At 32.9% G+C, this 20,955-nt stretch carries 22 protein-coding genes; 8 read left to right on the top strand and 14 right to left on the bottom strand.

Annotated elements, in window-relative coordinates:
* Nucleotides 1-19 precede the first annotated feature (19 nt).
* The 4 genes from BZG01_RS17625 to BZG01_RS17610 form a co-directional block, all read right to left on the bottom strand.
* Entirely contained in the window at nucleotides 20-1,432 is a 1,413-nt protein-coding gene (locus BZG01_RS17625; protein WP_101311163.1) for a glycoside hydrolase family 16 protein, read from the bottom strand.
* 104 nt (nucleotides 1,433-1,536) lie between these two features.
* Entirely contained in the window at nucleotides 1,537-2,274 is a 738-nt protein-coding gene (locus BZG01_RS17620) for an energy transducer TonB family protein (protein WP_143470938.1), read from the bottom strand.
* A gap of 247 nt (nucleotides 2,275-2,521) precedes the next feature.
* The gene (locus tag BZG01_RS17615; protein WP_101311161.1) at nucleotides 2,522-2,989 is read right to left on the bottom strand and encodes a toxin-antitoxin system YwqK family antitoxin; all 468 of its coding nucleotides are present in this window, start codon (nucleotides 2,987-2,989) and stop codon (nucleotides 2,522-2,524) included.
* A 9-nt stretch (nucleotides 2,990-2,998) separates the two neighbouring features.
* The gene (locus BZG01_RS17610; RefSeq protein WP_180327377.1) at nucleotides 2,999-3,370 is read right to left on the bottom strand and encodes a carboxypeptidase-like regulatory domain-containing protein; all 372 of its coding nucleotides are present in this window, start codon (nucleotides 3,368-3,370) and stop codon (nucleotides 2,999-3,001) included.
* 219 nt (nucleotides 3,371-3,589) lie between these two features.
* Between BZG01_RS17610 and BZG01_RS17605 the strand changes: the two genes are divergently transcribed.
* Nucleotides 3,590-4,294 carry a ComF family protein gene (locus tag BZG01_RS17605; RefSeq protein WP_101311159.1) on the top strand — a complete coding sequence of 235 codons (705 nt, stop codon included), beginning with the start codon at nucleotides 3,590-3,592 and terminating at the stop codon, nucleotides 4,292-4,294.
* Here the strand turns inward: BZG01_RS17605 and BZG01_RS17600 are convergent.
* From BZG01_RS17600 to BZG01_RS17590, 3 genes are read right to left on the bottom strand one after another with little or no spacing between them, the layout of a single operon-like run.
* Nucleotides 4,291-4,995 (bottom strand): response regulator transcription factor, encoded by a 705-nt coding sequence (locus BZG01_RS17600; RefSeq protein ID WP_101311158.1) that lies wholly within the window; start codon nucleotides 4,993-4,995, stop codon nucleotides 4,291-4,293. The genes BZG01_RS17605 and BZG01_RS17600 overlap by 4 nt on opposite strands.
* 25 nt (nucleotides 4,996-5,020) lie before the next feature.
* Complete coding sequence (locus BZG01_RS17595; protein WP_101311157.1) at nucleotides 5,021-6,058, bottom strand: sensor histidine kinase; 1,038 nt, start codon at nucleotides 6,056-6,058, stop codon at nucleotides 5,021-5,023.
* Between the two features lie 4 nt (nucleotides 6,059-6,062).
* A complete protein-coding gene (locus tag BZG01_RS17590) occupies nucleotides 6,063-6,275 on the bottom strand; it encodes a hypothetical protein (RefSeq protein ID WP_101311156.1) in 213 nt (70 codons plus the stop codon).
* A 710-nt stretch (nucleotides 6,276-6,985) separates the two neighbouring features.
* Between BZG01_RS17590 and BZG01_RS17585 the strand changes: the two genes are divergently transcribed.
* Nucleotides 6,986-9,709 carry a TonB-dependent receptor gene (locus tag BZG01_RS17585; RefSeq protein WP_101311155.1) on the top strand — a complete coding sequence of 908 codons (2,724 nt, stop codon included), beginning with the start codon at nucleotides 6,986-6,988 and terminating at the stop codon, nucleotides 9,707-9,709.
* Between the two features lie 36 nt (nucleotides 9,710-9,745).
* A complete protein-coding gene (locus BZG01_RS21630) occupies nucleotides 9,746-11,989 on the top strand; it encodes a hypothetical protein (protein WP_180327376.1) in 2,244 nt (747 codons plus the stop codon).
* A gap of 302 nt (nucleotides 11,990-12,291) precedes the next feature.
* Here BZG01_RS21630 and BZG01_RS17575 read toward each other — a convergent pair whose 3' ends face one another.
* Both BZG01_RS17575 and hemW read right to left on the bottom strand, forming a co-directional pair.
* Nucleotides 12,292-12,681, bottom strand: a complete 390-nt coding sequence (locus BZG01_RS17575; protein ID WP_101311154.1) for a rhodanese-like domain-containing protein — start codon at nucleotides 12,679-12,681, stop codon at nucleotides 12,292-12,294.
* Between the two features lie 55 nt (nucleotides 12,682-12,736).
* Entirely contained in the window at nucleotides 12,737-13,873 is a 1,137-nt protein-coding gene (hemW, locus tag BZG01_RS17570) for a radical SAM family heme chaperone HemW (RefSeq protein WP_101311153.1), read from the bottom strand.
* A gap of 190 nt (nucleotides 13,874-14,063) precedes the next feature.
* Between hemW and BZG01_RS17565 the strand changes: the two genes are divergently transcribed.
* Together BZG01_RS17565 and BZG01_RS17560 are read left to right on the top strand one after the other, a co-directional pair.
* Nucleotides 14,064-14,783 (top strand): head GIN domain-containing protein, encoded by a 720-nt coding sequence (locus BZG01_RS17565; protein WP_101311152.1) that lies wholly within the window; start codon nucleotides 14,064-14,066, stop codon nucleotides 14,781-14,783.
* Nucleotides 14,784-15,038: 255 nt separating this feature from the next.
* Nucleotides 15,039-15,467, top strand: a complete 429-nt coding sequence (locus tag BZG01_RS17560; RefSeq protein WP_101311151.1) for a VanZ family protein — start codon at nucleotides 15,039-15,041, stop codon at nucleotides 15,465-15,467.
* Here BZG01_RS17560 and BZG01_RS17555 read toward each other — a convergent pair.
* Nucleotides 15,462-15,905, bottom strand: a complete 444-nt coding sequence (locus tag BZG01_RS17555) for an RrF2 family transcriptional regulator (RefSeq protein ID WP_101311150.1) — start codon at nucleotides 15,903-15,905, stop codon at nucleotides 15,462-15,464. The two genes, BZG01_RS17560 and BZG01_RS17555, sit on opposite strands and share 6 nt — an antisense overlap.
* A 130-nt stretch (nucleotides 15,906-16,035) precedes the next feature.
* Complete coding sequence (gene rpiB, locus BZG01_RS17550; RefSeq protein WP_101311149.1) at nucleotides 16,036-16,476, bottom strand: ribose 5-phosphate isomerase B; 441 nt, start codon at nucleotides 16,474-16,476, stop codon at nucleotides 16,036-16,038.
* Nucleotides 16,477-17,356: 880 nt separating this feature from the next.
* Here rpiB and BZG01_RS17545 point away from each other — a divergent pair.
* The 3 genes from BZG01_RS17545 to BZG01_RS17535 all read left to right on the top strand — a co-directional run bounded on the left by BZG01_RS17545 (nucleotide 17,357) and on the right by BZG01_RS17535 (nucleotide 19,239).
* Complete coding sequence (locus tag BZG01_RS17545; protein ID WP_101311148.1) at nucleotides 17,357-17,737, top strand: response regulator; 381 nt, start codon at nucleotides 17,357-17,359, stop codon at nucleotides 17,735-17,737.
* A gap of 137 nt (nucleotides 17,738-17,874) precedes the next feature.
* A complete protein-coding gene (gene ruvB, locus BZG01_RS17540; RefSeq protein ID WP_101311147.1) occupies nucleotides 17,875-18,897 on the top strand; it encodes a Holliday junction branch migration DNA helicase RuvB in 1,023 nt (340 codons plus the stop codon).
* A gap of 12 nt (nucleotides 18,898-18,909) precedes the next feature.
* Nucleotides 18,910-19,239, top strand: coding sequence for a hypothetical protein (locus BZG01_RS17535; protein ID WP_101311146.1), 330 nt, complete (start codon nucleotides 18,910-18,912; stop codon nucleotides 19,237-19,239).
* A 51-nt stretch (nucleotides 19,240-19,290) separates the two neighbouring features.
* Here the strand turns inward: BZG01_RS17535 and BZG01_RS17530 are convergent, their stop codons facing one another.
* The 3 genes from BZG01_RS17530 to BZG01_RS22150 all read right to left on the bottom strand — a co-directional run bounded on the left by BZG01_RS17530 (nucleotide 19,291) and on the right by BZG01_RS22150 (nucleotide 20,881).
* Nucleotides 19,291-20,154, bottom strand: a complete 864-nt coding sequence (locus BZG01_RS17530; protein ID WP_101311145.1) for a sensor histidine kinase — start codon at nucleotides 20,152-20,154, stop codon at nucleotides 19,291-19,293.
* 452 nt (nucleotides 20,155-20,606) lie between these two features.
* Nucleotides 20,607-20,708: a bacteriocin gene (locus BZG01_RS22155; protein WP_143470937.1), complete on the bottom strand. Its 102-nt coding sequence runs from the start codon at nucleotides 20,706-20,708 to the stop codon at nucleotides 20,607-20,609.
* A gap of 71 nt (nucleotides 20,709-20,779) precedes the next feature.
* Nucleotides 20,780-20,881, bottom strand: coding sequence for a bacteriocin (locus BZG01_RS22150; protein WP_143470936.1), 102 nt, complete (start codon nucleotides 20,879-20,881; stop codon nucleotides 20,780-20,782).
* Nucleotides 20,882-20,955: the final 74 nt, after the last annotated feature.

Genomic DNA, 20,955 nt, shown 5'->3' with positions numbered 1-20,955 from the left:
CGCAACCGGGGCACTTTTTTTATTCCTTTATTTTGTAGCATCGTACCCAATCTATTTCGAGGGAAGCATTTACGTTTGCCTGTTCTTTTGTAATACCCATACTAAAATTTAAATACATTGGGTCTTGCGGAACGCCTTCGGTCTGAGTTTTTACCACTACATCGTTTATTTTCCAAACCAATTCATTTTTATTCCAATCCAAGGTGTAAATAAAATAACCTTTAGAAAGGTCAATTCCCTTTATTTTAAAATGTTTTGAATGAATTTGATTTTCACTCCCCCAATAGTTTCCTATCAACAATTTTCCATCACCGGAAGTCTTTAAAACATCTATATGGGGAGAATTTTTATCAGCAACCATCCAGAATGAATGCATAACCTGATTTGGGTTTGTAAGCTTTATTTTGGCTTCGAAACGACCGTATTTTTGGCGAAATGATTTTCCGGTATTGATAATTGCAGATGTGTAATCAAATTCTGTAGGCACAAAACCCATTGTTGGCTTCCACAACAAACCTTGATGTTTTTCTTTTCGCGCCTGCAGCAGAATTGAAGAAGCCGCGTGATCTATATTTTTACCTTCGGTGAAAGTGTGTAAATCTGAATTTAAACTATATCCCTTATTCAGCAGTTCCTCACCCCAAAAATATTTATTGATCCATTTCTCTTCATCCAATTGTTTGGAATCAAATTCTTCAGAAAAGCTAAGTTCCCATTTGTTTAATTCTCCAAAAGGATTTTTATTTTTAAGCTCAAAGTACTTTTTATATCTGTCGGATTCTTTCAGAGCCAGATATTCCTGAAGCTTCTTATAATCATCGGTCTTTTCGAATCTCTTTTTATCCAGCAAATCAGCTTTTTCTTCCCGGAATTCCTCAGAACTAATCTTTTCCTCTAATTTCAAATACTCTTCCAGTTCTTTCGAATCCTCAAGCTCATTATAAATTTTATAGGATTTCGATTTTTCAAACTTAAAAAAGTCCTTAATATGCTGAGAACTTTTCATCAGCTTAAACTCCTTCAATTCTTCTAACTGTTCTTTCTTATTAAAATTTGCAGAGTGAACAATAGAATCCAATTCCTTGAATCGCGAAATTTCATCTGATACTTTGGTTAGTTCAAAAGTAGATAATTCATTAGAACCTTTTAATCGAAAATAAGTCTTGAATTTTTTAGATCGCTGAAAACGTTTAAAATCCTTTTCATCCTTAAAAAGATCACTCTTTTTATAGCACTTACTTTCGATTGTTTTTCTGTTTGATTTGAATTTCTCAGACTGAATATAGGCTTCCAAATCATAATAATCTTTCAATTCTTCCGAAACAGAAAAAGATTTAAAGTCTTCAAAGTCTTTTCTAAGAGTATCTCTATTATTTTCAATATCAAGAGTATCAGAAGCTTTGCGAAGTTTGTATGCTAAAAAAAAGCTCATAGCGAAATTATTTTTTTTAATAAAATGAGTTTCCAATTTATATATTATTGCTTAATAATCAAGAATATATTTTCATGCTGTATCAGCAAACCAATACAACAGTTTTATTGCTTTACAAATTGGTAGGTAATTGTACCAATTTGTTGCTGAGGACTACTAGTACTGATGTTAAATCTGGTTTTTCGTGAAGCTTGTAATGCTGCGTCAAATAAACAATCATCCTGCACTCCTGATTCCTGTTCCAAAATTTTGGATTGTATCACTCTTCCTGCCTGATTAACAGCAATTTGAACAACAACCAAGCCTTCGCCTTCGCATTTAAATACCGGAATAGGCAAATAGATTTTATGTCGGCCCTCCAAACTGTAATAAACGCTGCTTGGACCACTGTACTCAATACTTTCCAAAGAATCTAAAAGCTTCTGTTTTTCTTTTGCCTCGGCATCGGTCAAACTATCCTTTTTAAACTCTTTTAAGTCCCCTGAACTACTTGCAGCATCGTCAGAACCATAATCATCCAAGTCCTTTCGAATCTCTTCAATCATTTTATCGACGTTTCGTTTCGGATCCGTTTTCGATTTTGCAACGTTTTGGTTTACGGCAATTGACCGAAGAAGTTCGTCTACGCTTTTAGAGATTTCAGATTTTTTTTCTTCGAGGGCTTCTTCAATTTTTTCCTTCTCTTCTTTAAGGAACTGTTCGGCCACTTCGGGAGGAATATCAATTAAAATTTCCGATTCTAAAAATTCTCTCTTCGTATTCAGTTTAAAAGCCAGAAGCAGTATAATCAAAAGCATATGAAAAGCGAGTGTGCCCATCACACCATATTTATTCCTTCTCAAAAAACCAACAAATTCAGAATAAAGAAAACTGAAAAATTGAACCAGCTGGTTTTTAACATTTATTACTATTTGGAAAAAGGAATTCATTAAATTTTATTCTATTTCAGATTACCATTGTTATAGTTTAACGCTTCTATTGCAAAATTATTAACAATTTTCATGTATTCATTACAAACAATTAGAATAAACGAAAAAAGCCGCTTAATTTTCATTAAGCGACTCCAGAGAACTATTATTGTTGAATTTACTAAAACTTGCGTTCTTTTAGAAGATTTCCATTTTCATCCCAAATATACCAGGTTCCAACTTTCTCACCCTCACTATATTCCATCTCGTATCTTTTAACACCATTATCATCCCAGATATACCATTTCCCGTGTTTTTTATTCCGTTTATAAGTTGCTTCCGCAATTTTTACAGAATTATCATTCCAGGTAATCCAGGTACCATCCATTAGTCCGTCCGAATAAGAACGAACCTCCTGAATTTTTTCATTTTCGAAGTAAAGCGTAATTTTTCCATTTCGCTTTCCCTCCACTAAATTCATTTCTATTCGTTTGTTACCGCTTTCGTAAAATTCGGTATATGTTCCCGTATACAGATCTCCGGTGGTATTGTAATACAATCCTTCAACTTCCTTAATCACCTGGGAAATGGAGTGATTTGTAATCAGACAAAATAGAATGCCTAAAACAATTGGTAATTTTCTACTCATCTATAAAAATTAATCCTTTTTAAGAACCAGGCGAATAACATTATTTACACCATTCACATTTACATCCTTTAATTTATTATCACTATACGAAATGTAACTTGATAAAATGTTGTAATTTCCCGGAACTATATTGGCAATTTTAAAATTCCCGTCAAAATCTGTGTAAACTGTTTCATTTGATCCTTCGAAACGGATAGCAACTCCTGTTAATGCTTCACCAGTTTCATTATCCAAAACAACACCAGTTAAACTTGTTGTTGTCATTGTTGCCATTTCGGCAACTTCCATTTCTTTATCGCCCACAGGCGTAACTACATTTACAGCTTGACTTTCAAGACCTAAAACAAGTAGTGCAACAAAAAGGAATACTAATTTTTTCATTTTTTTTGATTTCAGTTTTAAGAAGAACATTCAATCCTCAAATATTTTTTTAATTAACTTAATTTTCTTATTTTAGAAGGTAATTACTAACTCTTTTATTTACCATTCTCTTTCACAACAAAGATAGCTCAGTATAATCTGAAAGAGATTAGAATAAACTTATCAAACCATTAAGTAAGAGTTAAATTTTTATTGAGAAATTATTACAACCCAAGCAACATGACATTAAAACTTTCTATATCAACATGGTTTAATGATTTCCTCAATTTGTTTTACCCCAGACTGTGCGAGGCTTGCGGTAGTTATCTTTTTAAAAATGAAACAACAATATGTACCAGGTGTTTATTTCATTTACCCAAGACTGATTTTCATCTGAATAAAAACAATCCTGTCTCGATATTGTTTTGGGGTAGAGTAAATATTAATTATGCCGCTTCGTATTATACATTTAGCAAAGGGAGTCAGTTTCAGAAGCTAATTCACAAATTGAAATATCACAATAAACAAGAAATTGGAATAGCATTGGGAAAACACTTTGGTGAAAGCCTAAAAAATTCAGAATTTTTTAAAGATATTGATGTTATTATTCCTGTTCCACTGCATTCAAAAAAAGAAAAAATAAGAGGATACAATCAAGCAGAATTAGTAGCTCTTGGTCTTGGAAAATCTATGCTGAAACCTATTGATTCAAAAAATTTAATCCGAAAGATTCATACCGAATCACAAACTAAAAAGAATAAATTAGAACGATGGCAAAATGTGGATAACATCTTTGAGTTGATAGAGCCATCGAATCTAATTAACAAGCACATTTTATTGGTTGATGATGTAGTAACCACAGGATCAACCCTTGAGGCGTGCGCTCATGCCCTATTAAAAGCCGAGGGTGCAAAAGTTAGTATCGCCACCCTGGCATATGCCTAATCTACATCAACAAATTTATATCCTACTCCTTTAATTGTTTGAATAAAACGATCGCCAATTTTTTCACGCAGTTTTCGAATATGTACATCTATTGTACGATCTCCTACAATAATTTTTTCGCCCCAAATGGCCGCATAAATATCATCGCGGGTAAATACTTTTTCCGGACGCGATACCAACAATAATAACAACTCAAATTCTTTTCTTGGCAATGAGAACTCATTTCCATTTTGAATAATTAGATAACGCTCCCTGTCAATCGATAAATTCCCAATCGTAATTAATCGCGTTGATGGATTAGAAGTATCATCAGAAATTCGTCCTGATCTTTTTAAAAGAGCATTTACCCGGCTTATAAATACCTTTGGTTTAATTGGTTTATTGATATAGTCATCAGCTCCTGCTTCAAAACCTGCAATTTGAGAATAATCTTCTCCACGTGCAGTTAAGAAAGAAATCAACACATCTTGAAAATCGGGTATCGAACGGATTTTTTCGCATGTTTCGATTCCGTCCATTTCCGGCATCATCACATCTAAAATAATTAAATGGGGATGAAATTTTTTAGCTTTGTCAATGGCTTCAACGCCATTTCCAGCTGTAGCAACCTGAAAACCTTCTTTTTTCAGATTATAACTCAAAAACTCAAGAATATCAGATTCATCGTCTACCAATAAAATCTTGTAATTACTGCTTTCCATTATACTTTTGGTTATTTAGTTTTATTTATTTTGCTTTATCCAATGTAAACGTAAAACTTGCACCTTCACCGTACGTGCTGCTAACATTTATCGTTTGCTTATGAGCATCAATAATGTGTTTGACAATCGCAAGTCCTAATCCAGAACCACCCATATTTCGGGACCGGCTTTTATCTACTCTAAAAAAACGTTCAAAAATCCGGGGAAGATTATCGGGCTCAATTCCGATACCATTATCCCGAATTTCAATCAGAAACGTTTTATCCATACTCATTACTTCAATATGAGTAGTTCCTTTGTTTTTTCCATATTTAATAGAATTAACAAGCAGATTATTTACAACCTGGAAAATTTCCTTTTTATCTGCATACACAAATTTAGAACTATCATTCTCTTGTACAAAAACGAGCTTTATATTATTCTTTTTAGCTCTAATTTCCTGCATCTCCAGCACCTCATTTATTAAATCGATAATATTAAACCGCTCAAAACACAATTTTAATTCTCCTGATTCCAGTTTTGAAATAACTTCCAGATCCTTAACAATTGTAATCATACGATTGATACTTTTCTCGGTTCGCTCCAAATACATTCTGTTTATGGATTGATCTTCCAGACCTCCATCCAACAAGGTAAGAACATAACCTTGAATATTAAAGATAGGTGTCTTAAGCTCATGAGAGACGTTACCAATGAATTCTTTTCGGTATTTCTCTTGTTTTTTTAATTGTGAAACCAGCGATCCCCTGTTTTCGCTCCATTCCATCACTTCCATTTCCACGGCATGTAAAGCATCAGTATTTTGAACTTTTTCAGCTAAATCCTTATCAATTAACTGAGTATCATGAATTGTTTTATAAAGTATTCTGATTTTAGAATATAAAAATCGATCAACAAGATACTTTGCCATGAAATAAACCAGCAAACCTGTTATAATTGTAAATATAATCAGATACAACAAATTAAAGGGTAAAAAATAGGTGAGCCCGTATAGTAATATGCTTAGCAATGCAGTAAATAAACTTAGATAGACTGTAACCTTTTTTGATGAAATCAATTTCATATGATTATAATTTGTTTTTAAGTTGCCATATGGAACTTACCATGCTGAGATAATCATCTCCTTGTGTGTCAAAATCGCTTTGATATGGACGTTTCATATGATTATAATTGTATGTTTTTGCCATATAGCCTGTCCCGAACTTGTTTCGGGAGAACTTACCATGCTTGGAATAATCATCCCCCTGTGTGTCAAAATCGCTTTGGCATGGACGTTTCATATGATTATAATATGTTTTTTAATTGCAATATAGCCTGTCCCGAATTTATCGGGAGAACTTGCCATGAACCAATAATTATCACCAGTGTTAAAATATCCTTGTTACGGACGTTTCATATATATTTTAAAACGCTGTTTCAAGTAAGTAAACCAACACTAACGACGTAAAATAAGGATTACTGAATCACTTCTTTTTCGATCAGCAAATATTTAAATAAAAGTAAGATAATAGTTGAAATCTATGTTAAGTTTTCATTAATCTTATTGTAGTTCAATCGTTTAAATATTAATAAAATCTTAATAATTAAGACATAAAAATAATTAGTCCCATAATTTAGTCATAAAATAATGAAAAATATTTCGTGATAAATTTTCGATCATTTTTACCCGAAAAAATAAATAAATCAAAAAAACTGTCTTAAAAAAATACTGTAATAATTTCGCAATTTCATTGTAATAATAACGCAGCAAATAGAGATAACACACTAATTACAATTTACTTACCTACTGCCTCAATTATCAATGTAAATATCATCTTTACATTCACTTCACATTTGTTTTACAAACGAATCAATCCCTAACTTAAAATTAACACCAGCAGTTTAATTTGATAATTTTTACTTAAAACGTACTTATCATTCTAATCACAGTTCTTCCCTAACATCGCAATGTGATTAGAAAGTAAAAATGTATTGACTTATTTTTTAAAAAATGATTAAACAAGTAATCTTAGTTTTATTACTAAGCATTTCATCAATTAGTGTATTTGCGCAAAAGGGAAGCGCTAAAGGAAATGTGAAGGATGGAAAAACCGGAGAAGCATTAATTGGAGCATCGGTATATGTAGACGGTACAACTATTGGAACCGTAACCGATTTTGACGGTAATTATGCACTGCCAAATATTCCTGCTGGCGTTGTAACTCTTAAATGTTCTTTTATTTCCTACGAAACCTTATCAAAAGAAAACATCACCGTTAATGAGGGAAACTCGGTGAGTGTGGATTTTGTATTGGGATCTTCAACAGTGGAGCTAAACGATGTAAAAGTGTTTGCCAAAGCAAAACGAGAATCTGAAGTTGTATTGCTGTTGGATCAGAAAAAATCTGCAGTAATTAAACAATCTATTGGTGCGCAGGAATTAGCCAACCAAGGTGTTTCCGATGCTGCTGCTGCAGCAACTAAAATTACGGGAATTTCAAAACAAGAAGGAACCAATGGTTTAAACGTTCGTGGATTGGGTGATCGTTACAACTCAACCACCCTTAACGGGTTGCCTTTACCATCAAACGATTCTCAGTTTAAAAATATCGATTTGAAATTATTTTCAACCGATATTATTGAATTTGTTGATGTTCAAAAAGTTTCAATGTCGAATTTATCAGGTGATTTTGCTGGTGCCAACATCAATATTGTTTCGAAAAAGCATAATGGCGAAAACTTTTTTAAGATAGGTGTAAAAACAGGTTTGAACTCAAGCACACTGGATGCCGATAAATTCTATATGAGTGACGGACCTAATTTGACCGGATTTTATAACTCAGATTATCCAACTGATTTTTCAAATTACAAATTTGAGAACAAATGGAATCCTCAGGAGAAAACAATCTATCCGAATTTAGGTTTAGCCTTATCGGGAGGAAAAACTTTCGATTTTGAAAATTCCAAGCTAAATGTTTTTGGAACATTGTCATTCGATAACGAATACTACTATGGAGAACTTGCCGAAAGAAAAATAAACGGCAGCAATGATTTAAGAAAGGATTTAACAGGGGAGGAGTACCAATACGATACTCAAACAACCGGAATGATCAATTTAAATTACAATTGGAACAGTTCCAATATCTACTTGAATTCAATGTTTATGAATACTTCAGAAGATTGGATTGGAAGTGGAACAGGATACATTAAAGATTTGGCTGAAGAGGGTGCACTTGTTCGTAAAATGGAATATGAAAAAAACACAGTACTCGTAAATCAGTTACTCGGAGATCATAAACTAAATTCTAAAACAGATATTCATTGGGGAGTTGCTTATAATAAAGTAAACAACATTGTACCTGACAGAAGATATACTACCATGGAAAATGGTACAGATACTGAAAAAGAATTTGCAACCAACGATCCGGCCAATAACAGCAGATATTATCATGACTTGGTAGAGGATGAAATAGCAGGAAATTTTAATCTGGATTACAAATTTGGAGAAGGATTTGAAGATGCCGGATACAAAGGAAAATTAAGTGTAGGCTATTCAGGAAAATTCAAAACAAGAAGCTTTGAAGCTGTTCAGTTCAATCATAAAATTTTGAACAATAGACTTACTAATGTTGATGATATTGATTCCTATTTTAACAATGAAGGTCTCCAAAATAAACTGTTTGACTTAAGGGTTAGATCAAGTCATTTTATTGTGTTTGATACTTACGATGGAAAACAGGCTATCAATGCAGGATTTGCTTCCTTAGAATACAACTTTACTGCCCGTTTGTTGCTTTTATTAGGCGTTAGAATTGAAAATGTTTATCAGCAAATTGAATACAATACTGCTTTAGGAAACGACCAAAATGATTTCACGGAATTAAAAGTATTGCCTGATCTATCCTTGCGATATGCTTTAACTGATAAATCGAACCTGCGGTTTGCAGCAGGTGTAACTTATACGCTTCCGCAATTTAAAGAAACTGCCTTATTTTCATTTCAAGATAAAGACGAAGAATCATTAGGAAATCCATATTTAACTCCTTCAAAAAACTACAATGGAGAATTAAAGTGGGAAGTATATCCTAAACCAAATGAACTATTTTCTGCTGCTGTTTTTGGTAAATACATCGTAGACCCAATCAACAAATTTGTAATGGCATCCGCCAGCAACGATTTTACCTATGCAAATACAGGAGATTGGGCTTATGTATATGGAGTAGAGCTGGAAGCTAAAAAAGATATTTTCACAATTTCTTCCGGAAATTCTGCGAAAAAACTGTACACAACAGCCAATCTTACCTTAATGAAAACTGAGCAGACATTGGATAGTGAAAAAATTAACGAACAATCTCAAGGTCTTGTAAATGCAAATTTCAATAAAGATAAAGAGGAATTACAAGGAGCCGCTCCACTTATTGCAAATGCAAATTTAAGCTATAAATACTCTTGGAACACTGTTAATTCAATAACCTCTACCCTTTCCTACAATTATGTTTCTGACCGATTAAATCTAATTGGATATGCATCACTGGGAAATCAGATAGACAAGGAAATTCACAATCTCGATTTTGTTGTAAAATCCAAATTGAAAAAGTTCGGTGTAAGCCTCTCTGTAAAAAACATATTAAACCAAAATATAGATAGAATTCAAGAAAATGAAACCCAAAACTGGTTAGTTAAACACCATAAAAAAGGAGTAAAATTCAGTTTGGGAGCAAACTATACATTTTAAAAAAAATTCCATTTTATAATTAAAAAAAAAGAAAAAATGAAAAATTTATTGTTATCGATGTTAGCGATTTCTGTAATTGCTTTATCAAGTTGTTCAGATGATGACAATGGGACTGATAACCCGCTTGATAAATTTACAGTTGAAAATTTTAAGGGGGATGTTACCGAAAGCATGACATTGGATGCCAGCAAAATTTACAAGTTATCAGGAAAACTTCTTGTAAAATCGGGAGCTACTTTAACAATTCCTGCGGGAACAAGAATCGAAGCCACAACACCAACCTCTGCAAACAGTGAAGTTCGTTACATCGCTGTTGAACAAGGAGCAAAAATAAATATTGATGGTACTGCCAATTCTCCTGTTGTAATGACCAGTGATGTAAAAGAAGCTGAAGCCTGGGGGGGATTGGTATTGTGCGGATACGCTCCAACCAACAAAGCTGATGCCAGTGCCGGTGCTGAAGTTTCCGGTTTAACTTATGGTGGCGATGTTCCTGCTGATAATTCTGGAAGCATTACTTACCTGCGTTTGGAATATACAGGTTATAAATATACTGATACCAAAGAGTTTAACGGACTTTCATTATTCGGTGTTGGTTCTGGAACTACTCTTGATTATATCGTATCTTATAAAGGTGGTGATGATGGTATGGAGTTCTTTGGTGGAACGGTTAATGCTTCTCACTTTGTTTCTGTTGACAGTGAAGATGATGGAATCGATTTTGCTGACGGATGGTCTGGAACCGGAGAATACTGGGTTTCAATCAATTCAACAAAATCAGGTATTGAAGGATCAAACAACGGCGATAACGGAGCAGCAACTCCAATGACCAATGCTACTTTAAAAAACCTTACAGTATTTGGAATGGGCGAAAAACCATTCTATTTGAAAGAAGGTGCTGGTAAAATGAATATCAATAATATCGTTATTGGTGGTTTAGCAGACGGAAAAGCTCAAGCTTATTTCTATGCTGATGATGCATCAAAAGATGCTGCCGCAAATGCTAGAATTGATGCTGGTGATATTAAAGTTACCGACGTTAAATTCGTAAATATGGGTGAAGGAAATACAGTTAAGACTGTGGCAGGTTTAACCGTTTCAGAAAACTTTTCTGCCAGTGGTGCTGGTAATGGTATCAACAAACCAGACTGGATGCCAGACGCATTAAATACAATTAATGCAACAACTACTGTTTTTGGTGATGCAGTAAAAGCTACTTTGGTGTTAAACGAAGATATCACATCAGATAAAACATTAGATTCCAATACTACTTATATTCTTGATGGTCCTGTAATTGTTAAAAAAGGTGCAAAATTAACCATACCTGCAGGAACTGTAATTATCGCTTCGGAAGTAACTCAGGCTAATGCTGCAGTTCGTTACATCGCTGTTGAACAAGGAGCTCAAATCTTTGTAAATGGTACTGCTGATGCTCCTGTTGTTATGACTTGTGCAAAAGAAGAAGCAGAAGCATGGGGTGGATTGGTATTATGCGGATATGCTCCAACCAACAAAGCTGACGCCAGTGCTGGTGCTGAAGTTTCCGGTTTAACTTATGGCGGCGATGTTGCTGATGATAATTCAGGAAGCATTACTTACCTGCGTTTGGAATATACAGGTTACAAATATACTGATACCAAGGAGTTTAACGGACTTTCTTTATTCGCTGTTGGTTCTGCAACTGTTCTTGATTATATCGTATCTTATAAAGGTGGTGACGATGGAATGGAATTTTTCGGTGGAACTGTAAACGCTACTCACTTTGTTTCTGTTGACAGTGAAGATGATGGAATTGATTTCGCTGACGGATGGAATGGAACCGGAGAGTATTGGTTATCAATCAATTCTACAAAATCAGGAATTGAAGGATCAAACAATGGTGATAACGGTACTGCAACTCCTATGACCAATGCTACTTTAAAAAACCTTACTGTTTACGGAATGGGTGAAAAACCATTCTATTTAAAAGAAGGTGCTGGTAAAATGAACATTGACAACATTGTAATTGGCGGATTGGCAGCTAACAAAGCTCAGGCATATTTCTATGCTGATGACGCAACAAAAGATGCTGCCGCACATGCTAGAATTGATGCTGGTGATATTGTTGTTACCAATGTTAAATTTGTTGATATGGGAACTGGTAATGATGTAAAAGCCATTACTGGACTAACAGTTACAGAAAATGCTGACGCAACAGGTGCTGGTGCAGGTACTGCAAAACCTTCCTGGTTGTCGGATGCTTTAAATAAAGCTTACAACGGAACTACTATTGTACAATAGTTAACTACAATACAGATAATTAGAAAAGGCAGATCTTCAAGGGTCTGCCTTTTGTTTTGTTTCTATTTCTCTGTTTATAATGTTCCAGTTTTTTGAAAAACATCTCTAATTGCCAGATCTATCTCAGTCCAATCCTTCAAACCAAATCTGTTTGAATCAATTGCTGCAAAAATTCTTACAATTTAAAATTCGAATTGAACAATTGTTTGAGAAATGGTACCAAAACAGTTTAAATTGGCAGACCCAACACAGTCCTGTTTATTCAAACCTAATTTGTTGGAAGAATTGCAGCAGAAATAATATCAATTCTCAATTTCTTTTCCCTCCTGAAGCCAGGCATCCAATCCTCCTTCCAGGGAACAAACAGATATTTTATACTTTTCGTAAATCATCTTCCCGGCATCAACACTTTGCTCTCCATACTTGCAATAAAGCAAGTATACTTTCGATGTTCCCAAAGAATCAATCAAGTGAAATAATTCTTCAGAATTTTGAGCTAAATGAGCACCTTTAATATGAGCTTTTTTGAATTCCTTCTTTGGTCTCACATCTATTAGTACAACGTCTGGATTTAACTGTAAAACCCTGTTAAAATGGTTTGGGCTCAAGACTTGAATTGAATCGTTTTGCGAATAAACATTTGAAATGCCTAGTACAATAAACGCAAGTAAAAAAGAAGTAATTGCTTTCATCCAAAATAGAATTGTAATTTATATATTCTTTATCAACGTTTGTATTTACATTCTATTATTCATCCTCAATCCAAAAATAATCGGACATAATATCATTGGATACAAACACACCTTTATCATTTAAAATGATGCAATTATTTTCTTGTCTTACATGATCAGATAAAAGATACTTTTTAGATTTTGTGATACAATGCTGATAAAGATCTTCGCCAAAATCCTTACGCACCAATTCCAAATCCATTCCCCAATAAGTTCGAAGCGAAGTCAAAACAAAATCATTAAAACGATCGAATTCACTCAATTCTTCCTTTTCAGAGAAACTCAATCCTTCCCTAATTGCTTTTATATATTTGTAATTATGGGCAATATTCCACTCTCTTTGCTCCAAATTGTAGGAATGAGCTGATGGTCCAATTCCAAGATATTTTTTCTGTTTCCAGTAACTTGAATTGTGTTTTGAAATATATCCCTCTTTCGAAAAATTAGAAATTTCATAATGAATAAAACCATGTTTTCTGGCTTCATTAATCAAATAATTAAACTGCTCAAAACTCTCTTCTTCATCCATCTCAACCAACTGTCCTTTTTCCAGCTTTTTTGTAAAAATCGTGTTCGGATCAAACATTAAATGGTAAGATGAAATGTGCTGAACATTCAAGTCAAAAACCAGATCTAAATTCTCCTTCCACTTTTCCATACTCAGACCTGGAACGCCATAAATCTGATCTACCGATATATTGTCAAAACCAAAACTCTGAGCTCTGCGAACAGCATAAAAAGCCTCTTTACCGGTATGTCTTCTGTTCATAAGAATCAAATCTTCATCATGAAACGACTGAATTCCCACACTGAGTCTGTTTACCCTGGTTTTACTTAGCTCCTGCAGGTATTTTTCAGTAAGATCATCAGGATTGGCTTCCAATGTAATTTCCGCATTTACATCAATGGTAAAATACTTGGCCACTTCATCAATCAACGATTCAATTTCTTTTGGTTGATACACTGATGGTGTTCCTCCTCCAAAATATATGGTATTTAAACTTGTATCACCTAAATATCCTTTTCTAAGTTTTAATTCAAGCTTTAAGCATTCCAACATATCATCTTTTGCCTGCAATGAAATACTTTTGTGAAAAGCACAATAGTGGCAAAGTTGTTTGCAAAATGGAATGTGAAAATATACTCCCGACATATCAATCTATTTTTCTGCAAGGTAAATTCATTTGACAAATTTTCCTCTTCAACAAGCGAATAATTAAAAATCTTGTTAACTTTTGTTAGCTGTTAAAAACAATCAGTTTCGAAAAAATGCAACACTTATATTCCCGAAACGTCTTTATATCAACAAAGCTAAAGTGAACTTTTACCTAAAAATAGTAGTTATGAATCCAATTAGAAAAATATTTTCCTTAGTATCGATTCTGCTTATCAGCCTTATATGTATATTTCCTGCTCAGGCAGATGGAGTAAAAGGCAATGGAAATGTACAAACAGAGGAAAGAGAAGTAAGCACCTTCGAAACCATTAAAGTTAACGGAGCCTTTACTATTATTCTTTCTCAGGATGATGATTACAGCCTAAAAGTAGTTGCCGATGAAAATCTTATGGATATTATTAAAACCCAGGTAAAAGGCGACGTACTTTATATATCAACCGAAAAGAGTATTTACAAATCAAAAGAATTAAAATTATACATTGGTTTTAAACATCTTAGCGGATTAAAAGCCAATGGTGCAATTTCTTTAAAAAGCGATCAAATGCTTCGTTTTGATGAGTTGGATATTGAAATAAACGGTGCATCTTCTGCTGATTTAGAACTTTCAGCCAATCGATTAACAATTGATAATAGTGGTGCTTCAACTATTAAATTAGCTGGTAAATGCGACGAAGTATCAATTAATATTTCCGGAGCAGGAAGTGTAAGCGCCTACGATCTGATTGCAAAAAGAGGAAGTATTGATATTAGTGGAGTTGGAAGTGGTAAAGTTTGTGTAGAAGAAGATCTTCGGGTAAGTATCTCAGGAATTGGTTCGGTTAAATACAAGGGAGAACCTAAAATTACAAGTGATATTTCTTTTCTGGGCAGCTTAAAAAAGTACTGATTAAAACAGCATGCTAACTTAAAAAGGGATCAAATTGATTCCTTTTTTTGTATCCAATAAGTACCTTTTAAAACTATAAATACTCAAAATTAGATATCATAAATATACAATATTTTACAAGTGCCGGATCAATTGTTTCCTCTTTACAATCACTTCCGGTGAAAATTCTACGCTGATAGAAAAGAAAGTATTCTCCTGAAAAAATAAAAATCTTAAAAATGCGTATTACCTTTGAATAAAATTCAGCAAAACTTTATGAATACTAAATTATTTTGGAGAAACATTCTTTGGGCAGTTGTCATTTTCATTCTATGCTCAATTCCTGGAGATGACCTTCCCAACACTCCACTAATATCAATACCACACTTCGACAAACTTGTTCATTTCGGAATGTTCTTTATAATGGGAATTTTCTTATTTGCAGAACTAAGTATTCAAACGAAATTAAAACGTATTTATAGTGCCGTAATTATACTAGCATTAATTGCCTTTTACGGAGGCTTAATAGAGTACCTTCAGCAAAACTATTTTGTACATAGAAGCGGCGATTATTGGGATTTATTCGCTGATATTTTAGGAGGTATTTTTGCTATAATAATGTATCCTTGGTTAAAAAAACAAAAGGACTTGCTGTTAAACTGCAAGCCCTTCAATAAAATATCTTTTTTAAAGAAAATACTATAAACTAATAAATTCTTCAGCTGTTCCCATTTCATCTATTAATTCACCAATTGTTTTGCCATTAAATAAATCATAAATGGTTTGTCGGATACTTCCAAATTGGTTATGAACCGGACAAGGTGATTGTTTATTTGTATGTGTTTTACAGGGTCTCATACCAATCAAACAATTCTCGAACATATCCAATCCATCAACTATTTCAACAATATTCATTAAAGTTATTTCAGATGGCTTTTTGCCCATACCAAATCCACCATGAGGCCCTTTTGTTGAAGTAAGCAATTTTTGTCTGGCTAAACTTTGCAATATTTTGCCCAAAAATGGAGTTGGAATTTCTAAATCTTCCGAAATCTTTTTGATTCCAATTTTCTTTCCTTCTGTGCCATTCAGCGATAAATAAATTACTGAACGAATTGCATATTTACAGGTATTCGATAACATTCTTTCTATTTAGTATTACTCTCATATTCATCTAACAATCAGCACAAATATAACAATATTTACTACTAATAAAGCATCTTTAATTCTTTAATTCCTTATTTAGATTCTGTTTATCAAAAAAAATAGCACACTATTTTAAAGGAATTTTATCGATTCGAGTTTGGTGTCTACCACCCTCAAAATCAGTTGATAAAAATATTTTTGCAATTTTTTCTACTTCTTCGTAAGAAATAAATCGAGCGGGAATTCCACACACATTTGCATTATTATGCAACCTTGCTAATTCAGCAATTTCAGAATTCCAACACAATGCCGCACGAATTTTTTGATGCTTATTTGCAGTCATGGTAATTCCATTTCCACTACCACAAAGAGTAAATCCAAAATCAAATTTCTCTGACGCGACAGCTTCTGCTAATGGATGAGCTGTATCCGGATAATCCATACTAGCTTCCGAATCGGTGCCAAAATCAGTTACTAAATAACCGTTTTTCTTTAAAAATTCTCCAAGCCTATTCTTGAATTGATAACCTGCATGATCTGATGCAATAGCTATTTTTAGTGTTTTCATATACTTGTTATTTCTTTTTTATTTACCATATAGCCTGTCCCGAACTTGTTTCGGGAGAACTTTTCATGCTGAAATAATTATCTCCCTGTGTGTCAAAATCGATTTGGCATAAACGTTTCATATTTGTAATTTTTCAAAATAAAGCAGATTAAAAAATGTTTAATTTTTAATCTATTCTTTAAAATTCACAAAAATATTTCATTGTTTAAGGCTACAAAACTAATTAAAATTACTCATTTGCTTGAAAAAAAGAGATTTTAAAATATCTACATACAACTGAATAAAAACAATGAATGATAAGACTGTAAATCTGACACTTACATTAGAATTTTACAGCTATCAACATTTTTGTTCACATTCAGTTAACATACTGTTGATTTTTCCTTACTAAATTTTACAATCTTTTCTTTGGATCATACAATTTCCTGATTGTATAGAAAAAATATTATTCCATTACAAGTTTATTTTTCATTTGAAGATTTACATCTCTCAACAGGTTTTCAACAGACTGTTAATATCAATAAGTTAAATTTTTATTAATATTTAACGTTATTAACAAGTTGTTAATAACGTTGATATTTCATTGTAAATCAAATGTAATAAAATTAACAATACCTGTTCATTTCCTGTTACTAGGTTTAATTTTAATCAAAAATCAACAAAATACGGAAACTCTTACCAACAGTATTAACAGGATATATTAATCATTATATTCTTTTAAGAAATTTTAAAAAACAAATAATAATATTAGACTTGTTGATAAGGGTTAATTTGGTTCTGAAGGCTTGAAATATATTCAAATCATTAGTTCGACCAAATATCTAATTTTTGTAATGATTTTATTATCTTGCATTGCATTGAAAAATCCACGAAATACAATATGAGCTGGGAAACAAAAAACTATTCCATTTTATTAGTTGAGGATAATAAGTTAAATCAAACCGTTGTTAAATTTACTTTAAGACGATATGGTTATTTAATTGATGTTGCCAATAACGGAATAGAGGCAATTGAGATGTTTAAACAAGGCGATTACGATTTTATTTTAATGGATATCATGATGCCTGAAATGGATGGATTAGATGCAACGAGAGCAATTCGAAATCTGGAAAATGGTCGGAAAATTCCAATTATAGCTTTAACTGCAGATATCATGATTGCCAACGAAGAAAAATGTCTGAGAAATGGTATGAATGGTCATATCGCGAAACCTTTTGAAATTGATAATTTGTTTAAAGTGCTAAAAAGTTTAGATCTTTAAATAAATTTGCAGCTTCAGCTTTATCCATGAAAAGGATTTAATCTTATTCTGAATGAGCGATCAATAAATTTCCGTAACCTTTTTTTGTATAAATCACTTCATTGTTTACAAATGAATGTAGTCAAATCTTGCTTCTAATGGAGGATCACTTGGATATCAGAGATAATAATTTTTCGGACAACGAAAAAGAGTATGAAAAGAAATTACGACCTCTTGAATTTAGTGATTTTCGAGGTCAAAAAAAGACAGTTGAAAACCTGAGCATATTTGTTAAAGCTGCAAAAATGCGGGAAGAGGCTTTGGATCATGTGCTGCTTCACGGACCTCCTGGATTGGGTAAAACAACACTTTCAAATATTTTAGCCAACGAATTGGGTGTTGGATTAAAGATTACTTCGGGTCCGGTAATGGATAAACCAGGAGACCTTGCCGGACTTTTAACTAATCTTGAACCTAACGATGTGTTGTTTATTGACGAAATTCATCGTTTAAGTCCGATTGTAGAGGAGTATTTGTATTCTGCTATGGAAGACTTCAAGATCGATATAATGATTGATAAGGGACCCGCTGCACGTTCCATCCAACTTGAATTAAATCCTTTTACATTAATTGGTGCAACAACTCGTTCGGGTTTACTAACTTCACCTTTGCGTGCACGTTTTGGAATAAATTGTCACTTAGAGTATTACGACCTTCCTATTTTAACTAAAATTGTGGAAAGATCTGCTAAAATTTTAAACGTAGAGATTTCTCATGAAGCTGCTGGTGAAATTGCTTCACGAAGCAGAGGAACACCACGAATTGTAAATGCACTTTTAAGAAGGGTGCGCGATTTTGCTCAGGTAAAGGGAAATGGAAATATAGATTTGAGTATTACTAAATTCTCTTTGGAAGCATTAAATATTGATAAACACGGTTTGGATGAAATGGACAATAGAATTCTAAATACTGTGATTGATAAATTTAATGGAGGGCCGGTTGGTATTTCTACAATTGCAACTGCTGTTGGTGAAGATAGTGGTACAATCGAGGAAGTTTACGAGCCGTTTTTAATCAAAGAAGGATTTATTAAAAGAACGCCTCGCGGAAGAGAAGTAACTCCTCTGGCGTATGCACATTTGGGTAAAAACAAATTTACTGATCCTGAATTACTTTTTTAATAGCAAGAACAGATGAATAAAATATTACCAATTGTTTATACCATTGCAACAATACTAATTATTATTGGTGCCTTATTTATTTTACAGGCTGAGAAATACGGATTGGCTGTTTTAAGTCTTGGACTGGTTCTTAATGTATTTTACAGATTTAGTACACTAAATTATGAAAGCGTTAAATCATTTAAAATTTTGGATGTTTTGCGTTTGGCAAATATTCTATTTATGATTGTGGCTTGTGCAGGATTTTTCTACGATTGGGATCAAAAGTTCAACTTTTTGATACTAACAATTGTATTTGACCTCCTACTGAATTTAAAAGAAATATCCTTTAAATCGAAATAAAAAAAAGGAGCTTGTGACCAGCAAGCTCCTTTCTATTACCTAGTAATTTTCCTAAATAGCAATATTCTTTTTAATAGTGGAAAAAGAATATATATCGTTAATATTAAGCTTTAAAATAGCTTCTATTTTTTCTTTTAAAATGATGTTTGATTCTGAATATTTTAGGGGAATTGTAAAATAAAAAATGGAACCTTGTCCCAGGTGTGAATCGATAAATAATTTACCACCCAAAAAGTTTACAATCTCTTTGCATAAACTCAAACCCAATCCGGCACCTGAATAAATTCTTGTGTACGAATTATCCACTTGCGTGAATTTTTTAAATATTTGTTCTTGTTCAGTTTCGTTAATTCCGGGACCAGTATCTTTTACATAGAAAAGAATATTATTTCTATCCTGAATTGCACAACCAAAATCAATATCTCCTTTCTCAGTAAATTTCACTGCGTTTTCTAGAAGATAGGATAGAACCTTCTTTAATTTGTCAAGATCCGTGAATATTTTAATTTCTTGAAGATCTTCAGTAAAATTTAGAATTAAATTTTTCTGAGAATCAGTAATATTTTGTTCGAATACAGAATACAATTGGATAAATAAAGCGTGAACTGATATTTCCGATTCCTGGAAATTCATAGAACCACTTTCTAATTGGGAAAGTTCAAGTATTCTATTAAATAAATCCAACAATTCTTTACTGCTGGTATTAAGAATGTTAGTAAATTCATTTCGCTCTATTTTTGAAAGAGAATCGTCACGTAATAATTCTGAAGCACCAATAATAGCATTCATTGGTGTTCTAATTTCATGTGACATATTTGCCAGAAAAGAATTTTTAAGTACTTCTGCCTTGGCAGTTTTAGCTTTTTCTTCTTTTAGCAATTGCTCCAGTTCTTTATATGTAGGACGTCTCTCCATGCAAATGAATTTGGTCTCAATAATAGAGTCAATTAGTCTTTTGTTTTTTACACTACTTAAAAACAAGTACACTAATTTTATTGATAAAATTTTTATAGGAAATATATATTTGGATTATTTAAACAATATAATCGTCACATATTGATTTATCGGTCATTTCGTTTACACCGCCTTTGGTAAGGTGCAACTCTAGTATAGATATTTCTTCAAAATTTTTCATGGGCTCAGTAAATATAAATCATTATAATTGTTTTGTCAATCTTTTTGAAGATATATCACTTACACGATGTAATCGTCACATATTGATTTATCGGTCATTTCGTTGATACCGCCTTTGGTATTTTGTAATTCTTCCTGAGGTACTATTTCAAAATTTTTCATTGCTGTTTGGTCTTACTGGTTAACTACTAGGTGTTATTTATTAGGAAAATGGAATATGATCAATCTGGTCATTACACGATACAATCCTCAAGGGTGCATTTTTCAGTCATTTCGTTTACACCGCCTTTGATGTTCTGTAATTCTTCCTGGGATACTATTTCAAAATTTTTCATTGCTGTTTGGTTTGACTGGTTACTACTAGGTGTTATTTATTAGGAAAATGGAATATGGTCTATTTGGTTACTTACACGATGTAATCGTCACATATTGATTTATCGGTCATTTCGTTGATGCCACCTTTGATGTTCTGTAATTCTTCCTGGGATACTATTTCAAAATTTTTCATTGCTGTTTGGTTTTATTGGTTACTACTAGGTTTATTTTATTAGGAAAATGGAATATGGTCTATTTGGTTACTTA

Source organism: Labilibaculum manganireducens (assembly GCF_002843385.1).
GTDB classification, from domain to species: domain Bacteria; phylum Bacteroidota; class Bacteroidia; order Bacteroidales; family Marinifilaceae; genus Labilibaculum; species Labilibaculum manganireducens.
The sequence above is the reverse complement of the archived record's forward strand: the minus strand, read 5'-3'. Positions and strand labels throughout refer to the sequence as shown.